Annotated in this window: 14 protein-coding genes and 1 tRNA gene; 6 read left to right on the top strand and 9 right to left on the bottom strand. The window is 49.8% G+C overall.

The window, feature by feature from the left end; all coding sequences use genetic code 11:
- Positions 1-101 precede the first annotated feature (101 nt).
- The 3 genes from ACSHWX_RS08810 to ACSHWX_RS08800 all read right to left on the bottom strand — a co-directional run bounded on the left by ACSHWX_RS08810 (position 102) and on the right by ACSHWX_RS08800 (position 4,593).
- Entirely contained in the window at positions 102-2,729 is a 2,628-nt protein-coding gene (locus ACSHWX_RS08810) for a DNA translocase FtsK 4TM domain-containing protein (protein WP_435667949.1), read from the bottom strand.
- A gap of 198 nt (positions 2,730-2,927) precedes the next feature.
- Entirely contained in the window at positions 2,928-4,232 is a 1,305-nt protein-coding gene (locus ACSHWX_RS08805; RefSeq protein WP_435667837.1) for an ammonium transporter, read from the bottom strand.
- Between the two features lie 22 nt (positions 4,233-4,254).
- Positions 4,255-4,593 (bottom strand): P-II family nitrogen regulator, encoded by a 339-nt coding sequence (locus ACSHWX_RS08800; protein ID WP_435667836.1) that lies wholly within the window; start codon positions 4,591-4,593, stop codon positions 4,255-4,257.
- A 285-nt stretch (positions 4,594-4,878) separates the two neighbouring features.
- Here ACSHWX_RS08800 and ACSHWX_RS08795 point away from each other — a divergent pair, with 285 nt between their 5' ends.
- A complete protein-coding gene (locus ACSHWX_RS08795; protein WP_435667835.1) occupies positions 4,879-6,099 on the top strand; it encodes an FAD-dependent monooxygenase in 1,221 nt (406 codons plus the stop codon).
- Between the two features lie 11 nt (positions 6,100-6,110).
- Here the strand turns inward: ACSHWX_RS08795 and ACSHWX_RS08790 are convergent, their stop codons facing one another.
- Genes ACSHWX_RS08790 through trxA form a run of 3 tightly spaced genes read right to left on the bottom strand, consistent with a single transcriptional unit; the run spans position 6,111 to position 7,928 of the window.
- Complete coding sequence (locus ACSHWX_RS08790) at positions 6,111-6,317, bottom strand: Trm112 family protein (RefSeq protein ID WP_435667834.1); 207 nt, start codon at positions 6,315-6,317, stop codon at positions 6,111-6,113.
- A 1-nt stretch (position 6,318) separates the two neighbouring features.
- Complete coding sequence (locus tag ACSHWX_RS08785) at positions 6,319-6,975, bottom strand: LON peptidase substrate-binding domain-containing protein (RefSeq protein ID WP_435667833.1); 657 nt, start codon at positions 6,973-6,975, stop codon at positions 6,319-6,321.
- 23 nt (positions 6,976-6,998) lie between these two features.
- Positions 6,999-7,928 (bottom strand): thioredoxin, encoded by a 930-nt coding sequence (gene trxA, locus ACSHWX_RS08780; RefSeq protein WP_435667832.1) that lies wholly within the window; start codon positions 7,926-7,928, stop codon positions 6,999-7,001.
- Between the two features lie 257 nt (positions 7,929-8,185).
- Between trxA and ACSHWX_RS08775 the strand changes: the two genes are divergently transcribed.
- Both ACSHWX_RS08775 and ACSHWX_RS08770 read left to right on the top strand, forming a co-directional pair.
- Positions 8,186-8,260 (top strand) — tRNA-Gly (locus tag ACSHWX_RS08775).
- 267 nt (positions 8,261-8,527) lie between these two features.
- Positions 8,528-9,016, top strand: a complete 489-nt coding sequence (locus ACSHWX_RS08770) for a fasciclin domain-containing protein (RefSeq protein ID WP_435667831.1) — start codon at positions 8,528-8,530, stop codon at positions 9,014-9,016.
- Between the two features lie 153 nt (positions 9,017-9,169).
- Here the strand turns inward: ACSHWX_RS08770 and ACSHWX_RS08765 are convergent, their stop codons facing one another.
- Positions 9,170-9,604, bottom strand: a complete 435-nt coding sequence (locus ACSHWX_RS08765; RefSeq protein ID WP_435667830.1) for an Lrp/AsnC family transcriptional regulator — start codon at positions 9,602-9,604, stop codon at positions 9,170-9,172.
- Positions 9,605-9,751: 147 nt separating this feature from the next.
- Between ACSHWX_RS08765 and rocF the strand changes: the two genes are divergently transcribed.
- A complete protein-coding gene (rocF, locus tag ACSHWX_RS08760; protein WP_435667829.1) occupies positions 9,752-10,693 on the top strand; it encodes an arginase in 942 nt (313 codons plus the stop codon).
- A 113-nt stretch (positions 10,694-10,806) separates the two neighbouring features.
- On the opposite strand, the gene ACSHWX_RS08755 is transcribed toward rocF, so the two are convergent.
- Positions 10,807-11,271, bottom strand: coding sequence for an Lrp/AsnC family transcriptional regulator (locus tag ACSHWX_RS08755; protein WP_435667828.1), 465 nt, complete (start codon positions 11,269-11,271; stop codon positions 10,807-10,809).
- A gap of 150 nt (positions 11,272-11,421) precedes the next feature.
- Between ACSHWX_RS08755 and putA the strand changes: the two genes are divergently transcribed.
- On the top strand, positions 11,422-14,985 hold the full coding sequence (gene putA, locus ACSHWX_RS08750; protein ID WP_435667827.1) for a bifunctional proline dehydrogenase/L-glutamate gamma-semialdehyde dehydrogenase PutA: 3,564 nt from the start codon (positions 11,422-11,424) through the stop codon (positions 14,983-14,985).
- 88 nt (positions 14,986-15,073) lie between these two features.
- Here putA and rplS read toward each other — a convergent pair whose 3' ends face one another.
- Positions 15,074-15,583, bottom strand: coding sequence for a 50S ribosomal protein L19 (gene rplS, locus ACSHWX_RS08745; RefSeq protein WP_435667826.1), 510 nt, complete (start codon positions 15,581-15,583; stop codon positions 15,074-15,076).
- A gap of 976 nt (positions 15,584-16,559) precedes the next feature.
- Between rplS and ACSHWX_RS08740 the strand changes: the two genes are divergently transcribed.
- Positions 16,560-17,072: a hypothetical protein gene (locus tag ACSHWX_RS08740; RefSeq protein WP_435667825.1), complete on the top strand. Its 513-nt coding sequence runs from the start codon at positions 16,560-16,562 to the stop codon at positions 17,070-17,072.
- Positions 17,073-17,359: the final 287 nt, after the last annotated feature.

Here is a 17,359-nt window from a genome sequence, read left to right as displayed (position 1 = left end):
AACGATAACGATACGAATCAATAGTTTTACAATATGGCGATTGAATGGGCGTTGACCATCACAGGGAATTTAGTTGGCTCAATGTTTGGGTTTCACGTGAATCAAAACGGGTTTTCGTTTTCCCCACCAACTAAGATTTCGCGTTTTCCGGCATGGTTGGCCGGGGAGATGACGCCCTCTTGTTCCATCCGCTCAATGATTGTCGCGGCGCGGTTGTAGCCAATTGAAAGGCGACGTTGGATATAGCTTGTTGAAGCCTTGCGGTCATCCAGAACAATGTTGACCGCCTTGTCATATAGATCGTCCCCAGAATTGGACAGGTTTGACGTGCCTGTTTCGCCGCCATCTTCTTCCTCTTCCACGGTGACGCTTTCAAGATATTCAGGCGAGCCTTGGGCTTTAAGATGTTTCACAATGGTTTCAACTTCGCCATCGGCAACAAATGGGCCGTGCAAGCGTTTGGTTCGTCCGCCGCCAGCCATGTAAAGCATGTCGCCCATGCCCAACAATTGTTCTGCTCCTTGCTCACCAAGAATGGTTCGACTGTCGATTTTTGACGTCACTTGGAACGAGATACGGGTTGGGAAGTTGGCTTTGATCGTACCGGTAATCACATCCACAGATGGACGTTGTGTGGCCATGATAAGGTGAATGCCAGCGGCACGCGCCATTTGCGCCAGTCGTTGGATCGCGCCTTCAATATCTTTACCGGCAACCATCATCAAATCGGCCATCTCGTCAACAATCACCACGATGAACGGCAATGGCTCTAGATCGAATTCTTCGCTTTCAAAAATGGGCTCGCCAGTATCTTTGTCAAACCCGGTTTGCACCGTGCGGGTGATGATCTCGCCCTTTTGTTTTGACTCAGCAACTTTTTGGTTGAAGCCATCAATATTGCGCACGCCGATCTTTGACATCTTCTTGTAGCGATCTTCCATTTCGCGCACAGCCCATTTCAGGGCGGTCACAGCTTTGGTCGGATCGGTCACAACTGGGGTGAGCAAATGGGGAATGCCATCATAGATCGACAGTTCGAGCATTTTCGGATCGATCATGATCATGCGGCATTGCTCTGGTGGCCAACGGTAGAGCAGCGAAAGAATAAACGTGTTGATGGCAACTGATTTACCAGAACCGGTCGTACCCGCAATCAGCAGGTGAGGCATACGCGCCAAATCGGCGATAACAGGTTCGCCGCCAATGGTTTTACCCAAACAAAGTGGCAGTTTGCCTTTAACTTTTTCAAAGTCAGCTGAACCCAACATTTCGCGCAGATAAACAGTTTCGCGCGTTTTGTTGGGCAACTCGATGCCGATCGCATTGCGGCCGGGCACAACCGCCACACGCGCAGAGATTGCGCTCATTGAGCGGGCGATATCATCTGCAAGCCCGATGACGCGAGAAGACTTAATGCCGGGTGCGGGTTCTAGTTCATAAAGGGTGACGACAGGGCCGGGGCGAACATTGATAATGTCGCCGCGCACGCCAAAGTCTTCCAACACGCCTTCGAGCAATCGCGCGTTTTCTTCCAACACTTCGGGCAAATGTTCGCGTTCAGTTTTTTTGCTCGGTGGCTCCGCTAGGTAACTGAGTTCAGGCAATTCGAATTCATCGGTACCCAGCAAGCTCTGCTGTGCTTCGGCCACAACACGACGGCCTTGAACTGGGCGTGGGGCAGGGGCGGCTACACGTGGGCTTGGCTTCTGAGGAACTGAGGTTTGCGAGACGGGTTGTGGGGATGTTGCTGGGTCGATGTCGGCCACTGGTGCATAATCGTCATATGGTGTATCGACAAAATCTTGATCGTTCTCATCAAAATGGCCTTCAACCCAGTTTTGCGCGTTGTGCGCCATGTCGCTCTCAAACTGAGGTTCAATCCGCTGGCGCGACTGTTTTGCGTCTTGATGGTCGGCACGGTGCTGGGTTTGGCTTATTTGTGGCTCAAGCGATGGCTCGGCATCGCCTTTGCGCCAAGGTTGAGTTTGTTCTTGTTGTTTTTGCTCGCTTCTTTGGGCCCAAGATTTCTTGATGGAAACATGGGTTGAAAAGATCAAATGAGTAAGCGCGCCCAATAGAATGGTGAACATGGCCGAAAGCTTCGAGCCAAACCAAGCCCATATGCCTTTAGGCTGAACGTTCTTATCTTGGTTTCGTGCGAGCTCAGTCGATGTTGCTGGCTCAAGCCCAAATCGGGTGCCTGCCCTTACCGCAAGCCATAGGCTTACAATAGCGGGTGTGAGTAAAAGCAGTGCAAAAATCCATCCGGCGGCCAGGCGCATTTCCTCACCAACAACAAAACCTGCCATGGCTGAAAATCCAAGACCGATAATGCCACCCAATCCGGTGGGGAGCGGCCAAGTATCTGGCGTAGGCAAAAAGGCGAGCACGCCACAAAACAAAATTGTTGTTGCAATCCACATGATCGAGCGTAAGCCAAACCGAAGTGGAACTTTCTTGCGGATGAGCGTGAGCGACCAGATCGCGGGCGGAATAATAAACAACAGCCCAGCAAGGCCCAAAAATTGAAATGTCAGATCAGCGACAACTGCACCGGGGTAACCAAGCCAATTATTCACAACTTCGTTTGAAGCATAGCTCAAGCTTGGGTCATTTGCAGACCAAGACATGAGGGACAAAATAATAAGCGCAATGGAGACCAAACACAGGATGCCAATCAAGCGCAAAGGTATCTTGACCGCAATTGAAGTGGGGGTTTCTTGTGCCATATTTCGGTTTTTTTGCAAAGCTGCTGATGTGTGAACGGCCAATGTACGATCTCATTTTACGCAATAACTCGACATTGATCTTAGGTCGGCGTGGTTAATTTGTGCCTAATAAAGAACAAAAAGGGCCCACCAGCATTGCCGATGGACCCTTAGCGTTGCCAATCATAGCGAAATGATCGGCACACTCTCCCCTAGAGATTAGAATTCTGGATAAGCTTCAACGCCTATTTCTGCTTTATCTAGCCCAAGGGATTCGTTTTCGGCTGATACGCGAATGCCGATGGTTGATTTCAGCACGAACCAAATCGCGCCTGAAACCGCCATGGTGAACGCACCAATTGCGACAATACCAATGAGCTGTGTGATGAAGTTGCCTGATCCGCTTAATGGGGTAACCAATGTGCCCCAAATGCCGGCCAATAGGTGAACGGGAATGGCGCCAACCACATCGTCAATCTTAAGCTTGTCCAACATCGGTACCGCAAAGACGACGATCGTGCCGCCAATTGCGCCAATGAACATTGCAAGGGGGACGCTTGGGGCAAGAGGTTCGGCTGTGATAGCAACCAGACCAGCAAGCGCTCCGTTGATCACCATGGTGACGTCGATCTTTTTGTAGATCAGTTGCAACAGCACAATTGTTGTGATCGCACCGGCAGCGGCGGCAAGGTTTGTGTTCACAAAGATACGGGATACGTCCCCGGCGTCTGAAATTGTGCCCATGGCCAATTGAGACGCACCGTTAAAGCCAAACCAACCCAACCACAAAATAAACATGCCAAGGGTGGCCAGCGGAATTGAAGAGCCTGGCATGGGTGTTACCGCGCCATTTTCACCATATCGACCTGCTCGCGCACCAAGGAGTAACGCACCGGCTAGCGCCGCCCAACCGCCAACAGAGTGGACCAATGTTGATCCGGCAAAATCGGAAAAGCCCATTTTAAACAGCCAGCCTTGGCCCCACTGCCATGAACCGGTGATGGGATAAAGCACGCCGGTCAGGATGGCGGTGAAAATTAGAAACGGCCAAAATTTGATCCGCTCGGCAAGCGTCCCTGAAACGATGGAAGCTGTCGTGGCGCAAAACACCATCTGGAAAAACCAGTCAGAGGCAACCGAATATCCAGCACTATGATCGTCAGCACCTGGTGCGGGGAAATCATAAGGGCCAAAACTGCCGAAAAAGCCACCATCGACGCCCGTATACATAAGGTTGTAACCAGTGAACCAAAACATGATCCCGGCGATTGAATAAAGGGCGATGTTTTTGAGGCCCTGCATGGAAACATTTTTTTGGCGGACAAGGCCCATTTCCAGCATGGCAAAACCCGCAGCCATCCACATCACCAAAAAACCGCCTACCAGAAACAGTAGCGTATTGAAGATTTGGGTATATTCAGGCACTGCTGCGGCGTCTTGTGCAAAGGTCGGATTGCCAAGCAGGGGATAAATTGCAGACGCCAACGTGAGCGTCATAAGTTTCTTTTTGTTGTTTTTGAGCATGTTCATGGTCTCCAGCTATTCTTTAAAGTGCTTCAAGGTCGCGTTCGCCGGTGCGAATACGAACGGCGTCAAGCAAATCAAGGACAAATATTTTTCCGTCACCGATACGGCCAGATCGTGCGGCCTCAGCAATGCAATCAACAGCGCTCGATGCTTGGTCCGTTGGCACGGCAACTTCAATTTTGAGTTTGGGCAAAAAATTGACGGCATATTCTGCGCCACGGTAAATTTCTGTGTGACCCTTTTGGCGTCCGTAACCGCGTACTTCGGTGACGGTCATGCCGTGAATGTCTTTCGCGCTAAGTGCGTTGCGAACCGCATCCAGGCGCGAGGGTTTGATGATGGCGGCGATAAATTTCATTTTGGCTCCTTGGGCAGCATTCTTGTTTGTTCAAACGTCTTCTGCCCTTAGACAAAACAAGAGTCGTGCCAAACGAGCATTTTCGGAGCTAATCTTTTGATATTTATGGGAAACCACTAATATAAGTATTTTATTGGTATCATTGCCAATAGGATGCAAAATGCATAAAAAATGCACATACATTTGTATGTGTCTAAAAAATAAACAGCATGCGACAAAGCACAACTTGAGTGTTCGGCAAATGGAACTACAATGCATCCAGATTGATTTGGGAGTGCGAATTACATGCCAATAGAACGCCATTTTGATGTGTTGATCGTTGGGGCTGGTCCGGTCGGGCTTACGCTTGCATTGGCGTTGAAGCGCTTTGCGCCGGAGATTTCAGTTGCGATTAATGATGTCAAACCATTGTCTATCCCCAACGATGAGCGCTCGTCAGCGTTGGCACTCGGGGTGACCAATGTATTTGAAGCGTTGGGCGTTTGGTCTGAAATGGTTGGCGAAGCCTCACCCATCAATGGGATGAAAATTACGGACAGCGATAAGGACGATCTGCACCGGCCTTTGTTCTTAAAGTTTGAAGGGGATGTAAAACCCGGACAACCTTTTGCGCATATGGTGCCCAATCGGGTGACGCTTAAAGCGCTGATCGAAGGGGCCAAGCAAACCGGCGTTGAGGTTTTTGCTCCAAATAAAGTGGTCGAATGTCACGCAGGGCTGGCTGTTTCTCAAATCAAATTGGAAGACGGCACTCAGTTCACGGCATCATTGGTTATCGGCGCCGATGGCGCCCGGTCTCAACTGCGTGAAAATGCAGGCATCAAAACCTTTGGCCACGACTATAAACAGTCGGGGATCGTGACAACCTTCGCGCATGAATATGATCATGAGCAGATGGCATACGAGCATTTTTTGCCGGCCGGTCCGTTTGCAACTCTGCCTCTGCCCAACAAACGGTCGAGTTTGGTGTGGACAGAAGGAACAGATGATGTTCAGCGCTATCTAGATATGAGCTTGGAAGACGCTGCGTTGGAAATTGAACGGCGTATGGGGTCAAGTTTTGGTCAAGTGAAAATTGAAGCCCCATTGCAGGCCTTTCCACTTAAGCTCCAAATCGCCAAAAGCTTCATCGCAGATCGGCTTGCCTTAATCGGTGATGCAGCCCATGTGGTTCACCCGATTGCCGGGCAGGGCATGAATTTGGGCATAAAAGATGTTGCCGCACTGACCGAAGTTTTGGTTGAGGCCATGCGACTTGGCGAAGATATCGGCAGCGAAGCGGTACTTGAACGCTATCAAAACTGGCGGCGGGTTGATATCGGCCTTATGGCGGTGGCAACTGAGGGTTTGAACAGGTTGTTTTCCAACAATGTTGCGCCATTGCGGATCATTCGCGATTTGGGCCTGGGGGTAGTTGACCGTATGCCAGCGCTTAAAAACGCGTTTATTGGCCATGCCGCGGCCGCACACGGCGGTCCGAAACTGTTAAATGGGCGTCCTATTTAGACCAAAAGGCTTTAGGGATTTCTCTGTTCGTCATCCTCGAGTTGCCTAGCTTCATCCAAAATGAGCAGTGGCACATTGTTTCTGATCGGGAAAGCCAAGCGCGCAGCGTAAGAAATCAGCTCCGTTTTGTCTTTTGACCATTCAAGCCGGGTTTTGGTGAAGGGGCAGACCAACATTTCGAGCATTTTGGGGTCAATATTGGGCGGCTCGTTTTGCATCTTATTGCATTGTGATGTTGGAGGCTTGCCGGGACATTTCAATTTCAGCAAAGGCCATCAGCATTTCCGCACGCGTGGATAAAGTATCTGCTTCTAACAGTGCTTGGCGTTCTCTTGCTTCATAAGGGCTGGCCATAGAACATGAATTGATCAAATCCTCCAAACTGGCTTCGTTGATCTCGTCCCAATCCAGATCAAATTCGGCAAACTCAGCGTATGATTTTAACAATTTAACGAAGCGCTGACGATCAATCGAATTTTCACCAAAGCCAGCAATCAGGTCTGTTTCAAACGAAGTCAGATCAATATCCCCGATCCGGTAGGGCTTTTCGCTTTGTTCGTGCTCATGGGTGAGGGTGAAACGAGATATGCCGTGCAGCCCGATCATATAGCGGTCGTCTTCGATTTCTTCGAAATGGGTGATACGGCCCAATGTGCCGACATTTTGCAGCGCTGGATTTGTGCCTTCATCGCCCAAATTGGGTTGAATGATCCCTAAAATCCGACTGCCGCCCAACACATCGTCGATAAGCTCTAAATAGCGTGGCTCGAAAATGTGCAGCGGCAAAATTGTGCGCGGCAGCAAAAGCGCGCCTTCCAATGGAAGAAGGGCGACGGAGCTTAAATCCGAAAATTTCACGTCACGCGCTTTACTCATAATTCAATCTAACTCAGATGGCTCTAGCTGAAAAGGATGCTGGACAGCATGCGGCGGCCTTTGATTGACGCTGGGTCCATTGGTCCCCAGGCTTCAAAGAGTTCCAAAAGCTTCTTGCGTGCGCCATCTTCATTCCAGTCACGGTCTGTTTTGATGATTTTAACGAGATTTTCAGCAGCCCCGAGCTTGTTGCCCTCAGCATTGTAAGAAATGGCGAGATCATAGCGAGATTGGTGATCGTCTGGATTTTCCGCTAGTTTGGCCTCCAAAGCATTTGCACCATCAAGGCCCGCCGCTTCAGCTGCCAATTCTAGCGCTGCTTTTAGTTTTACGAATGCGGGGAGCTTTTGGCCCTCTTCGCTCACTGCCATCAAAGTTTGTTCGGCTTTTTCGTTGTCGCCAATATTGGAATGAATGGTCGCAATGCCGATAATGGCTTCGTCATTTTCTTGATCGAACTGCAAAACTTGGCTGTAAACTTGTGAAGCGCTGGCGAAGTCGCCAGCTTCCATGGCGGCACTTGCTTGTTCCAAGGCTGCTTTAATTTGTTCTTTTGGATCGGCCGGCGCTGGAGGAGCTGCTTTTAGTACCTTTTCGATAAAGGCCTTAATCTCAGTTTGTGGGATAGCGCCCATAAACCCGTCAATTGGTTGGCCGCCAACAAATGCAATAACAGCCGGGATAGACTGAATACCCATTTGTCCGGCAATGGCTTGGTTTTGATCGATATCGACCTTCACCAGCTTCACTTTGCCGCCAGCCTCAATCACCGCATTTTCGATCATGGGCCCCAATTGTTTGCATGGACCGCACCAAGGGGCCCAAAAATCAACCAGTACAGGGACGGTTTGCGAGGCTTCCATGACATCTGCAGCGAAGTTTGCTGTGTCAGAATCTTTAATCAGATCAGCCGTGGAAGCTGATGCATTGCCGTTTTGAAGATCTGAATGCATGATTTTCGTCCGTTCTATAAGCGGTTTAATGTTCTTATCTACAATGTGGAGCCTTCATGCGATAAAAACAAGGCGTTGACCAGTATCAGATTGGTTTTGAGCCATGAAAAACCGGGGGTAGATTTTGTCAGAAATGGCTTTTTTTGCATTGAGGCAAAAAAGGTGAAAAATATGGCTTGCAATTGGTGCGCGGTTTAGGCATATATCCGCGCACACCAGCTACGTCATTTATGGCGCTCATAGCGCTGGTAACGGATGCGGGCGTAGCTCAGTGGTAGAGCACAACCTTGCCAAGGTTGGGGTCGTGAGTTCGAATCTCATCGCCCGCTCCAAATTTCTTCAGCTTTTATAAAGTATCGACGAGAGTTTTGAGTTGTTCACGCATTACTTTCGACACCTGCATTTGTGTATTTCTAAGGTGCTCGCCTGTACGAGCTCGCGTGAAAACGAAATACTCCACCATTTGGATCACCGCAATATATGCAACAATGGGTTACAAATCCAATTTGAAATCCTCCGCGTTATCCCCCTGACACATGCAACGTGTGCAACATCGTGATCCCGGTTAAGGGATTTAGTGATTATCAAGGAGAAATGACATGCGGAAATCAATTATCGGCGCAGCACTTGCTATTAGCGTTATTGCAGCACCAGCTGCTTATGCAGGTAACATTGTTGAAACAGCGCAAGAAGCTGGCGTTTTTAACACTCTAATCGCTGCAGCAAGCGCGGCTGGCTTGGCTGGTGCTTTGGCAGACGGCGAGAACCTAACCGTTTTTGCGCCAACTGATGAGGCCTTTGCGGCTCTTCCAGAGGGCACTGTTGAAATGCTGTTGAAGCCAGAGAACAAGCAAAAGCTGGCTGATATCCTTTCTTACCACGTTCTTCCTTCAAAAGTGACTTCATCTGATCTGCCTGCTGGCACGAACGATGTTGCAACACTCAAAAAAGGTGGCGATGAAACCGTCACGGTAAAAGTGATGGGCGGCAAAGTCATGATCGATGAAGCAACCGTTGTTACAGCGGACGTGATGGCAGACAATGGCGTGATCCACATCATCGACAAAGTAATGTTGCCATCTGACTAATTTGCTTGATGGCAAAAAGAATTTGTGGGGCGCCCAATGGGTGCCCCTTTTTTGTTGGTGGTTCATTTTCAGCGGAGGCAAAGCCCTATAACAACAATCGCTAGCTTTGGCGGAACGCCAAAAAGCTTGGTCTAGGCAATTTCCGAAACGCAACTATTGATCAAGTTTTGATTTTTTCGGGGCCAGTAAAATGTTGGTTTCGGTTAGGCTGACGCCTTCGATTAATCTGATGCGGCGCAGCACGTCATCAAATTCGATCAGGTCGGCGGTTTCCAAATCAGCGATGAGATCCCATCTGCCGTTGGTCGTGTGTAGGCTGCGCACTTGTGGAAGTCCCATCATGGATTTGACCACGGTTTCAGCGCTGCGGCCGCCCACCTCGATCAGGGCAATGGCGTGAATGGTTTTGTCGTCGCTTGGGGAGCCAGTGATAATGGTGAACCCGGCGATCACGCCGTTGCTGACCAATTTATCGATCCGGGCTTTTACCGTGGCGCGGGAGATATTTAGCGTTATGGCGATTGTCGCTATTGGGGTGCGTGCATCGTGGCGCAAAAGCGCGATGAGTTTGTTATCTAGATCGTCCATTTATCAATTTGCTCATATTGGGATAACATTATGACAAAGTTAAACTCAATTTTGGTCAAAAATTCAACTATTCGCTGGTCCCTATCCATAATATAGTGTCTTTAACCGGAAACAGAAGAGTTCCGGACAAAGAGCTAGGGTACTAAAATGGATAAAATTGCATCGCGTGGATCAGTCGCGCTTATTGGCGCACCTGTTGATGGCGGTGCTGGATTATCCGGTTGCATTATGGGGCCGGCTGCATTGCGTGTTGCCGGCCTCGCGACGTCTTTAACCCAGCTCGGGTATGAAGTTTCTGATTTGGGAGATGTGACCCCGGACGACGTATCGCTTAAATTATCAGGCGCCACCCACCATGAAAATGAAGTCGCTGGATTTGCCCGTGCGTTGAACCGCACCGGCTATAAAGCCTTAAAATCAGGCGCGACGCCGATCTTTTTGGGTGGTGACCATTCATTGGCCATGGGGTCTGTCACCGGCGTTGCCCAATATGCCGCCGAACAGGGCCGAAAGCTGCATGTTTTGTGGCTAGACGCGCACCCTGATTACAATACAACTACAACGTCGACGTCTGGCAATATGCATGGCATGTCTGCTGCGCTATTTTGCGGTGAACCAGGGTTTGACGGCGTATTGGACACGCCCATAAGTCCGGTTAATCCACACAATTACCACGTGTTTGGCGCGCGTTCGATTGATGAGTCTGAAGGTGAATTGCTGCGTGAGCGTGGCGTTGACGTGATGGATATGCGCCGGATTGATGAGCGCGGTGTAGCGACTTTGATCTCTGGGGTTCTGGATGCCGTGCGTGCGGACGATGCAATGTTTCACGTGAGTCTGGATGTTGATTTTCTTGACCCAGCTTTTGCGCCCGGTGTTGGCACCACAGTGCCCGGCGGGGCGACTTACCGGGAAGCGCATTTGGCCATGGAAATGATTTCCGATAGCGGTTTGATGACCTCGATGGATTTGGTTGAACTAAACCCTTATCTTGATGAGCGCGGAAAAAGCGCACGTATGCTGGTTGCTTTGACTGAAAGTGGATTTGGTCGTCGTGTATTTGATCGCCCAACATCTACGGGTGAATAATAACTAGGGTGTGGACTCAACCCGAAGGGCAGCATTCAATTTTGCCAGCTTGTCGTTGAAATCTGATCAAAATTGATCTGCTGTGCAGATCATTTCCTAATTGGGTTCACACCCTAATGGTCTTTGACCGCCTCCATCGCCACGAAAGTGGAGGTTTGGGACACATGGGGAAGGGCGGAGATGACTTCGCCCAACACCCGCCGATAGGCTGAAATATCCTTTGTTCTAACTTTAAGTAGATAGTCAAAACTGGCGGCCATCATATGGCACTGGGAGATTTCGGGTGTTTTCTTCACAGCATCATTGAATGCGTCCAACGCATTTGCTCTCGTGTCGTTTAGCGTGACTTGCACAAATGCAATATGTCCGCTGTCGGTCTTTTCGTGGTTTATTCTAGCGCTATATCCCAAAATTATGCCATCGCGTTCCAGCTTTTTAACCCGCGTCTGGGTGGGGCTTTTTGATAGGCCCACTTTTGCTGACAATTCTGACATGGAAAGTCGGGCGTTCGACATAAGCGCATTGACTATTTTCTTGTCGATTTGATCCATATGTCCTGCTTTTCCTAAAAATGCCATTCGATTGGTCGTATATTTCCCTAATGTTAGCGCACATTATATGATTTGTCGTCATCATACGGGACAATATCCTGTTCTAGAGATGGTAGATTTGCGCCAACTTAGATTTTGTGGCAGCCTTAATTGGCATGCCCTTGGGAGGCCTAAACGATGTTGGACAAAATTCGCGAAGAAATTCGAGCGCACTATTTGCCAAATGAAGCTAAGATTGTTGATGGGCTCATTGAGCATGCGCAACTCAGTTCTGATGACCGATCAGCAATTGTTGACGATGCGGCGAACCTTGTCAGCACGTTGCGGGATCAGTCCAAGCAGGGCTTGATGGAAACGTTTTTGGCTGAATATGGATTATCGACAGACGAGGGTGTCGCCCTGATGTGTTTGGCCGAAGCCATGCTGCGTGTGCCTGATGGGCCAACTGTTGATGATCTGATCGCCGACAAAATTGTTGATGAAGATTGGCTCAAACATTTGGGGGTCGCCGAGAGCTTTTTGGTGAAGGCCTCGACCCTTGGGTTGGTTGTTAGCTCGGCGCTGATGGATGGTGACGGACCAGGTATTTTAAAGCCTATCGCACAAATGAGCCGACGTTTGTCTGCGCCGCTAATTCGTACCGCCGTCGGGCAGGCCATGCGCATTATGGGGTCTCAATTTGTGTTGGGTCGGGACATTGAAGAAGCGCTGAAAAATGGCGCTGGTCCGGTATCCAAGGGCTATACTTATTCCTTTGATATGCTTGGGGAAGGTGCGCGGACCGAAGAAGATGCTCAGCGTTATCACCGGGCTTACTTGGATGCGATTGAACGCTTGGCCAAAAGTTCAACCTTTGGCGATGTGCGTAAAAATCCAGGTATTTCGATCAAACTATCCGCGCTGCACCCGCGCTATGAATATATCAAGCGTGAAACCGTTGTGGCTGAAATGGTCGAGCGGGTCATTGAATTGGTCAAACCTGCCGCAAAGGCTCAAATGGGGCTTAATATTGACGCGGAAGAGGCTGACCGTTTGGACCTGTCGCTTGATATAATTGAGAAAGTTTTGGCCCATCCAGAACTTGAAGGCTGGGACGGATTTGGCGTGGTGGTTCAAGCCTATGGCCCTCGCGCGTCATTCGTGCTCGATTGGCTTTATGCGTTGGCTAAAAAGCTGGATCGTAAGATCATGGTGCGGTTGGTCAAAGGCGCTTATTGGGATACCGAGGTCAAGCGCGCCCAAGTGATGGGCCTTTCTGGCTACCCGGTCTTTACCCGCAAGATCAATACAGACATTTCCTATCTATCCTGCGCGCGTAAGCTCTTGGATATGAAGGATCGGGTGTATCCCCAATTCGCCACCCACAACGCGCATACAACGTCTGCTGTGTTGCGCATGGCGGGCAATGATCGTGAAGGGTTTGAATTCCAACGTTTGCACGGCATGGGCGAAGGGTTGCATGACGTGTTACGCAAGCAAAATGGCACCCGTTGTCGGATTTACGCGCCAGTTGGCGCGCACCGAGATTTGCTTGCTTACTTGGTTCGCCGGCTATTGGAAAATGGGGCAAACTCCAGCTTCGTTAATCAAGCCTACGACAAGAATATTCCACCTCGGGCGATTGTTGCAGACCCGATTGATGCGCACCACGACCATCAGTTGACGCGCAATAGCAATATTCCATTTCCGCGGGATATTTTTGGTGCTGACCGGCAAAACGCCAAGGGTTGGGATTTTACCGATGTTGGTGATGTGCGACAAATCCACCATGATAGCGCCAAGTTTGCCGCGCCGTTTCAATGGCGTGCAAAAGCGAACAAGTCCCTTGGCGAAGGGGCGACGGATCAGCCGATATTTAATCCAACCCATCCAAATGAGATTGTTGGCTTTGCTCAAAACGTCACCCCGGCACAGGTAACCAAAGCAGTTGATGTTGCGCTGGATGGTCAAAAAGTTTGGGGCAAAACGGATGTGGTTGATCGCGCGGGTATCCTAAATCGTGCGGCAATTATGTTTGAGGAACGGGCGACCGAGTTCTTTGCTTTGGCCACGCGCGAGGCGGGCAAGAGCCTGCCAGACGGCATTGCCGAAGTTCGCGAAGCGGTCGACTTTTTGCGGTTTTATGCCAATGAGGGATTGAAAGCCGAGCAAAATGGTTCTCCACGAGGCGTAATTGCTTGCATTTCGCCGTGGAACTTTCCGTTGGCTATTTTCACCGGCCAAGTGGCGGCGGCTTTGGTCACCGGCAATGCGGTGATTGCAAAACCTGCAGAGCAAAGCCCATTGATGGGTGGTCTGGCGGTTTCCATATTGCATGAAGCTGGGGTGCCAAAGGACGTGCTTTTGTTGACGGCTGGGGCTGGTAACATCGGTGCGGCTTTAACGGCAGACCCAAGAATTGGTGGCGTGTGCTTTACCGGCTCGACTGAGGTGGCAAAACTCATCGATATGCAATTGGCCAAAACCGCTGATACAGACGTAATGCTGATCGCGGAAACGGGCGGACTGAACGCCATGATCGTAGACAGTACAGCGCTTGCAGAACAAGCGGTGCGCGACATTGTGGCGTCAGCTTTTCAAAGTGCAGGGCAGCGTTGCTCGGCCTTGCGCATGTTGTATGTGCAAGAAGACATTGCTGACGGTTTGATCGAAATGCTCACCGGCGCAATGGATGCGTTGCAACTTGGTGATCCATGGGATGACGCGACAGATGTGGGTCCGGTGATTGATGCTGAAGCACAATCAGACATTTTAGCCTACTGCGCCAAAATGGAAGAAGCGGGGCATTTGGTGAGAAAGCTGGACGCTCCTGAGAAAGGCTATTTCGTCGCCCCGCACCTGTTCAAAGTTTCTGGTATTGGTGCGCTTGAACGTGAAATCTTTGGTCCGATTTTACATGTTGCGACCTTTAAGGCACACAAAATTGATGACGTCATCGCCGATATTAATGGACGCGGTTTTGGGCTGACATTTGGCCTGCATACGCGCATGGATGAGCGGATTGAAAAAATCGGCGCAAAGATCAAAGTCGGCAATTTCTACGTCAACCGAAACCAAATTGGTGCGATTGTTGGATCTCAGCCGTTTGGCGGCGAAGGCCTGTCGGGAACTGGCCCGAAAGCTGGCGGCCCGAACTATCTCAATCGGTTTAGAACCGATAGTGCGTTTAAAGACTTGGACATCAAAGAAGCAAATGTTACGGCGCAAAATATCCAAGATGCCTTTGGTTCACATGACACAAAAGACTGGGTAAATCGGAATGATCGCGCCGAGCTTTTAGGACTTGTTGCTGATGAGATGCAGCATGATCTGCCTGGCCCAACCGGTGAATATAACCGTCTGTCTTATTCGCCCCGGGGCAAGTTTTTAATCATGGGGGCTGGTGAAGCGCTGGTGGATTTGGCCAAGGCGGCGTTAAAATGGGGCAATAATGTTGTTGTGGTTACCAGTCAAATTTCCACTCAGTTGGGTCAATTGGGTATGCTCGGCGCGCCGATTTCAATCATTGAAGGATCTATTGATCCAGCCATATTGGCTGAATTGGAAATTGACGGAATTGGCCTTGCTGGGTCGGGCGCTTTTGGGCAACAGGTGCGGCAGAGTTTGGCGAAACGTGATGGACCAATTGTGTCGGTGATCGGTGATGCATTTGACGTGGCTGGCTTTGTGCATGAACGGGCCATTTGTGTGGATACGACGGCGGCAGGTGGCAACGCATCCTTGTTGGCGCAATCGAGCTAGCGGTTTCTTTGCATCAAAGAACTGGATAGAAAAAAACCCGGCCAAATGAGCCGGGTTTTTTATGTTTTCGTAAAGAAGAAAGCAGCGACTATTCAGCGCTTGCTTCGCTTTCAGCAGCTTTTGCTTCTGCGGCTTTGGCTTCATCAGAAGCTTTTTTCGCTGCAGCTTTATCAGCTTCGCGTACCGCTTTTGCAGCCAATGCTGTTTCGCGCTCACCGTCTTGAATCTTTTTCGTACGTGCATTTGTTGATTCAAAGATACGAGCTGATTTGCCGCGCAATTCACGCAAGTAGTAAAGCTTCGCACGACGGACCTTACCGCGGCGCAGCACTTCGATGCTATCGACGACAGTTGAGTAAAGTGGGAACACCCGCTCAACGCCTTCGCCGTAAGAAATTTTGCGAACTGTGAAGCTCTGATTTATGCCAGCGCCTGAACGGGCGATTACAACGCCTTCATAGGCTTGCAAACGCTCTTTATCGCCTTCGCGGATTTTCACCCAGACTTTAACGGTATCACCATGAGAAAAATCAGGTGTTTCGCGCTTTGCGGCAAGTTCTTCGAGCTGCTCTTTTTCAAGCTGTTGGATAATATTCATTTTTTCGTCCGTTGATTCTCGCCGATCAGAGCGTCCCTAAAAGTCTAGCCAGAAGGGGCGGTTACACCGGGCTTGGTGTTTTATGACAAAATTGATTGACGGGCTATACCGCAAAATACCCATAGAGTCTATGGATTAGTTGCGTTTTTGCTGAAATTAGACCGCAGTTATGGCGACCTGAATTTCATTTCAATTTTCATGCGTATGGTGGCATGGCAAAAATGGCGACGAGCGCTTTTACGCAAGTCACATGATAAAGTAACATCATGATGTGCAGCATGCGAGGTCTATATCGTCTCGATTACGCGCTATTTGTTTTTCATTGAGACCATAAAGACCCCGCATGTGATGGTTTTGCCGCTTTGAATTGGTCGCCCCGGGGTGCTCACCCTTTTATCCCCTTTTGCTACATCATGATCCGTTGATCGATCATTGAAGAAATTTTGCCTCACGGCGCGCTTCACAAATCTCATGACGGGCTAACGCCGCCCTATGAGATTTGTTGCACCTCCGGCGGGGCGGCCAAAAAGTTGGCCGGGGTCCTCGGCGAGAAATCGCCTCGTCCACCTTTTCCCCTTGGGCGTTTTTACGCCGCAAAAACAATTTCCCCAGAACGGCTTCAACATGCCGCCCAATGATTTACACCTGCCTTCGGTGTCAGACTGGACAATCAATTCAAAGTTTAAGCCGCATCGTCATCGCGACCACCATCGTCCTTCGACGGTTTGACCTGTTAAGGGGTCAACCCGACCACTTCCTGCCCGTCAGCAAGCCGCGTGGTTAAACATAAGACTGGGGCATCATAGGTGTGGATTGGAGGGGCGGGGATAAGATTTTTGGGAAGTGGGGATGGCGATGTCTGGTTTGAGCCCAAACTGCCAGTTCGGTGGTCTCATTGATCGGTTCGGCCAGGTGACAATTCACTGCCAGAAATAACCCATTGTGGTAGCAATGGCTTTGGGCTTATGCTTGTTGAATGAGACGAATTCACATCACCGGAAACGCTGGGTCTGGCAAAACAACGCTTGCTCACCAACTTGGCTCGGCGCTCGGCTTACCCGTCTTCGGGTTGGATAGCATTGTGTGGCAGGCCGGGTGGCAAAAGACGCCAAATATGATGAGGACAGCAGCTGAGGAATCTCTGATATCAAAAAATGACTGGATAATTGAAGGTGTATCCGAGCGGGTGCGGAAAGCTGCTGATACAATCATCTTCCTAGACGTCAGCCGAACGACTTCTCTCTGGCGTTGCGCAAAGCGGAACTGGAAATACTTGTTTAGGAGTCGCCCTGAGTTACCTGAAGACTGTCCAGAAATCTTGATCATTCCAAAATTGATCAAGATTATTTGGGGCTTTAAACACAATGTCAGTCCATCGATCATCAACGATTTGAAAACGCACACTGGCAACGTTTACGTCGTTCGAAATCAACTTGAACTTGATGCATTAAAAACGACGCTGAGAGGACATTCTCTCAACACTCCATGAATACACTCACTTCGCATAATCGCAGAATTCCCGAACTGTTTTCATACAGTTAGCTAAAACCGCTTCCTACCCCAAGATTCCCTAGACGAAAACCACGGGTTTGGTCACTTTGTTCGAGCTGCCGTCATCCGATGGAACTAGTCTAAGGACCGGTTTGAGCCCTATATGACCGATGCTGCGTGATGAACCGATGGCGGCTTTGCGCAGTTAGCGATCTTTGTGAAATCACGCGGATTGCCCTAACCTGCCTTTCAATAGTTTATCGAATACTGCGCTGTGGCATCCCT

The sequence above is a fragment of the Maritalea sp. genome, from assembly GCF_051251695.1.
GTDB lineage: Bacteria > Pseudomonadota > Alphaproteobacteria > Rhizobiales > Devosiaceae > Maritalea.
This window is presented reverse-complemented; position numbering and strand designations above follow the sequence as displayed.

Excerpts from the sequence above, each read along its gene's own strand:
- ACSHWX_RS08810 (WP_435667949.1), bottom strand. The coding sequence starts at position 2,729 with ATGGCACAAGAAACCCCCACTTCAATTGCGGTCAAGATACCTTTGCGC.
- ACSHWX_RS08805 (WP_435667837.1), bottom strand. The coding sequence starts at position 4,232 with ATGCTCAAAAACAACAAAAAGAAACTTATGACGCTCACGTTGGCGTCT.
- ACSHWX_RS08800 (WP_435667836.1), bottom strand. The coding sequence starts at position 4,593 with ATGAAATTTATCGCCGCCATCATCAAACCCTCGCGCCTGGATGCGGTT.
- ACSHWX_RS08795 (WP_435667835.1), top strand. The coding sequence starts at position 4,879 with ATGCCAATAGAACGCCATTTTGATGTGTTGATCGTTGGGGCTGGTCCG.
- ACSHWX_RS08790 (WP_435667834.1), bottom strand. The coding sequence starts at position 6,317 with ATGCAAAACGAGCCGCCCAATATTGACCCCAAAATGCTCGAAATGTTG.
- ACSHWX_RS08785 (WP_435667833.1), bottom strand. The coding sequence starts at position 6,975 with ATGAGTAAAGCGCGTGACGTGAAATTTTCGGATTTAAGCTCCGTCGCC.
- trxA (WP_435667832.1), bottom strand. The coding sequence starts at position 7,928 with ATGCATTCAGATCTTCAAAACGGCAATGCATCAGCTTCCACGGCTGAT.
- ACSHWX_RS08770 (WP_435667831.1), top strand. The coding sequence starts at position 8,528 with ATGCGGAAATCAATTATCGGCGCAGCACTTGCTATTAGCGTTATTGCA.
- ACSHWX_RS08765 (WP_435667830.1), bottom strand. The coding sequence starts at position 9,604 with ATGGACGATCTAGATAACAAACTCATCGCGCTTTTGCGCCACGATGCA.
- rocF (WP_435667829.1), top strand. The coding sequence starts at position 9,752 with ATGGATAAAATTGCATCGCGTGGATCAGTCGCGCTTATTGGCGCACCT.
- ACSHWX_RS08755 (WP_435667828.1), bottom strand. The coding sequence starts at position 11,271 with ATGGCATTTTTAGGAAAAGCAGGACATATGGATCAAATCGACAAGAAA.
- putA (WP_435667827.1), top strand. The coding sequence starts at position 11,422 with ATGTTGGACAAAATTCGCGAAGAAATTCGAGCGCACTATTTGCCAAAT.
- rplS (WP_435667826.1), bottom strand. The coding sequence starts at position 15,583 with ATGAATATTATCCAACAGCTTGAAAAAGAGCAGCTCGAAGAACTTGCC.
- ACSHWX_RS08740 (WP_435667825.1), top strand. The coding sequence starts at position 16,560 with ATGAGACGAATTCACATCACCGGAAACGCTGGGTCTGGCAAAACAACG.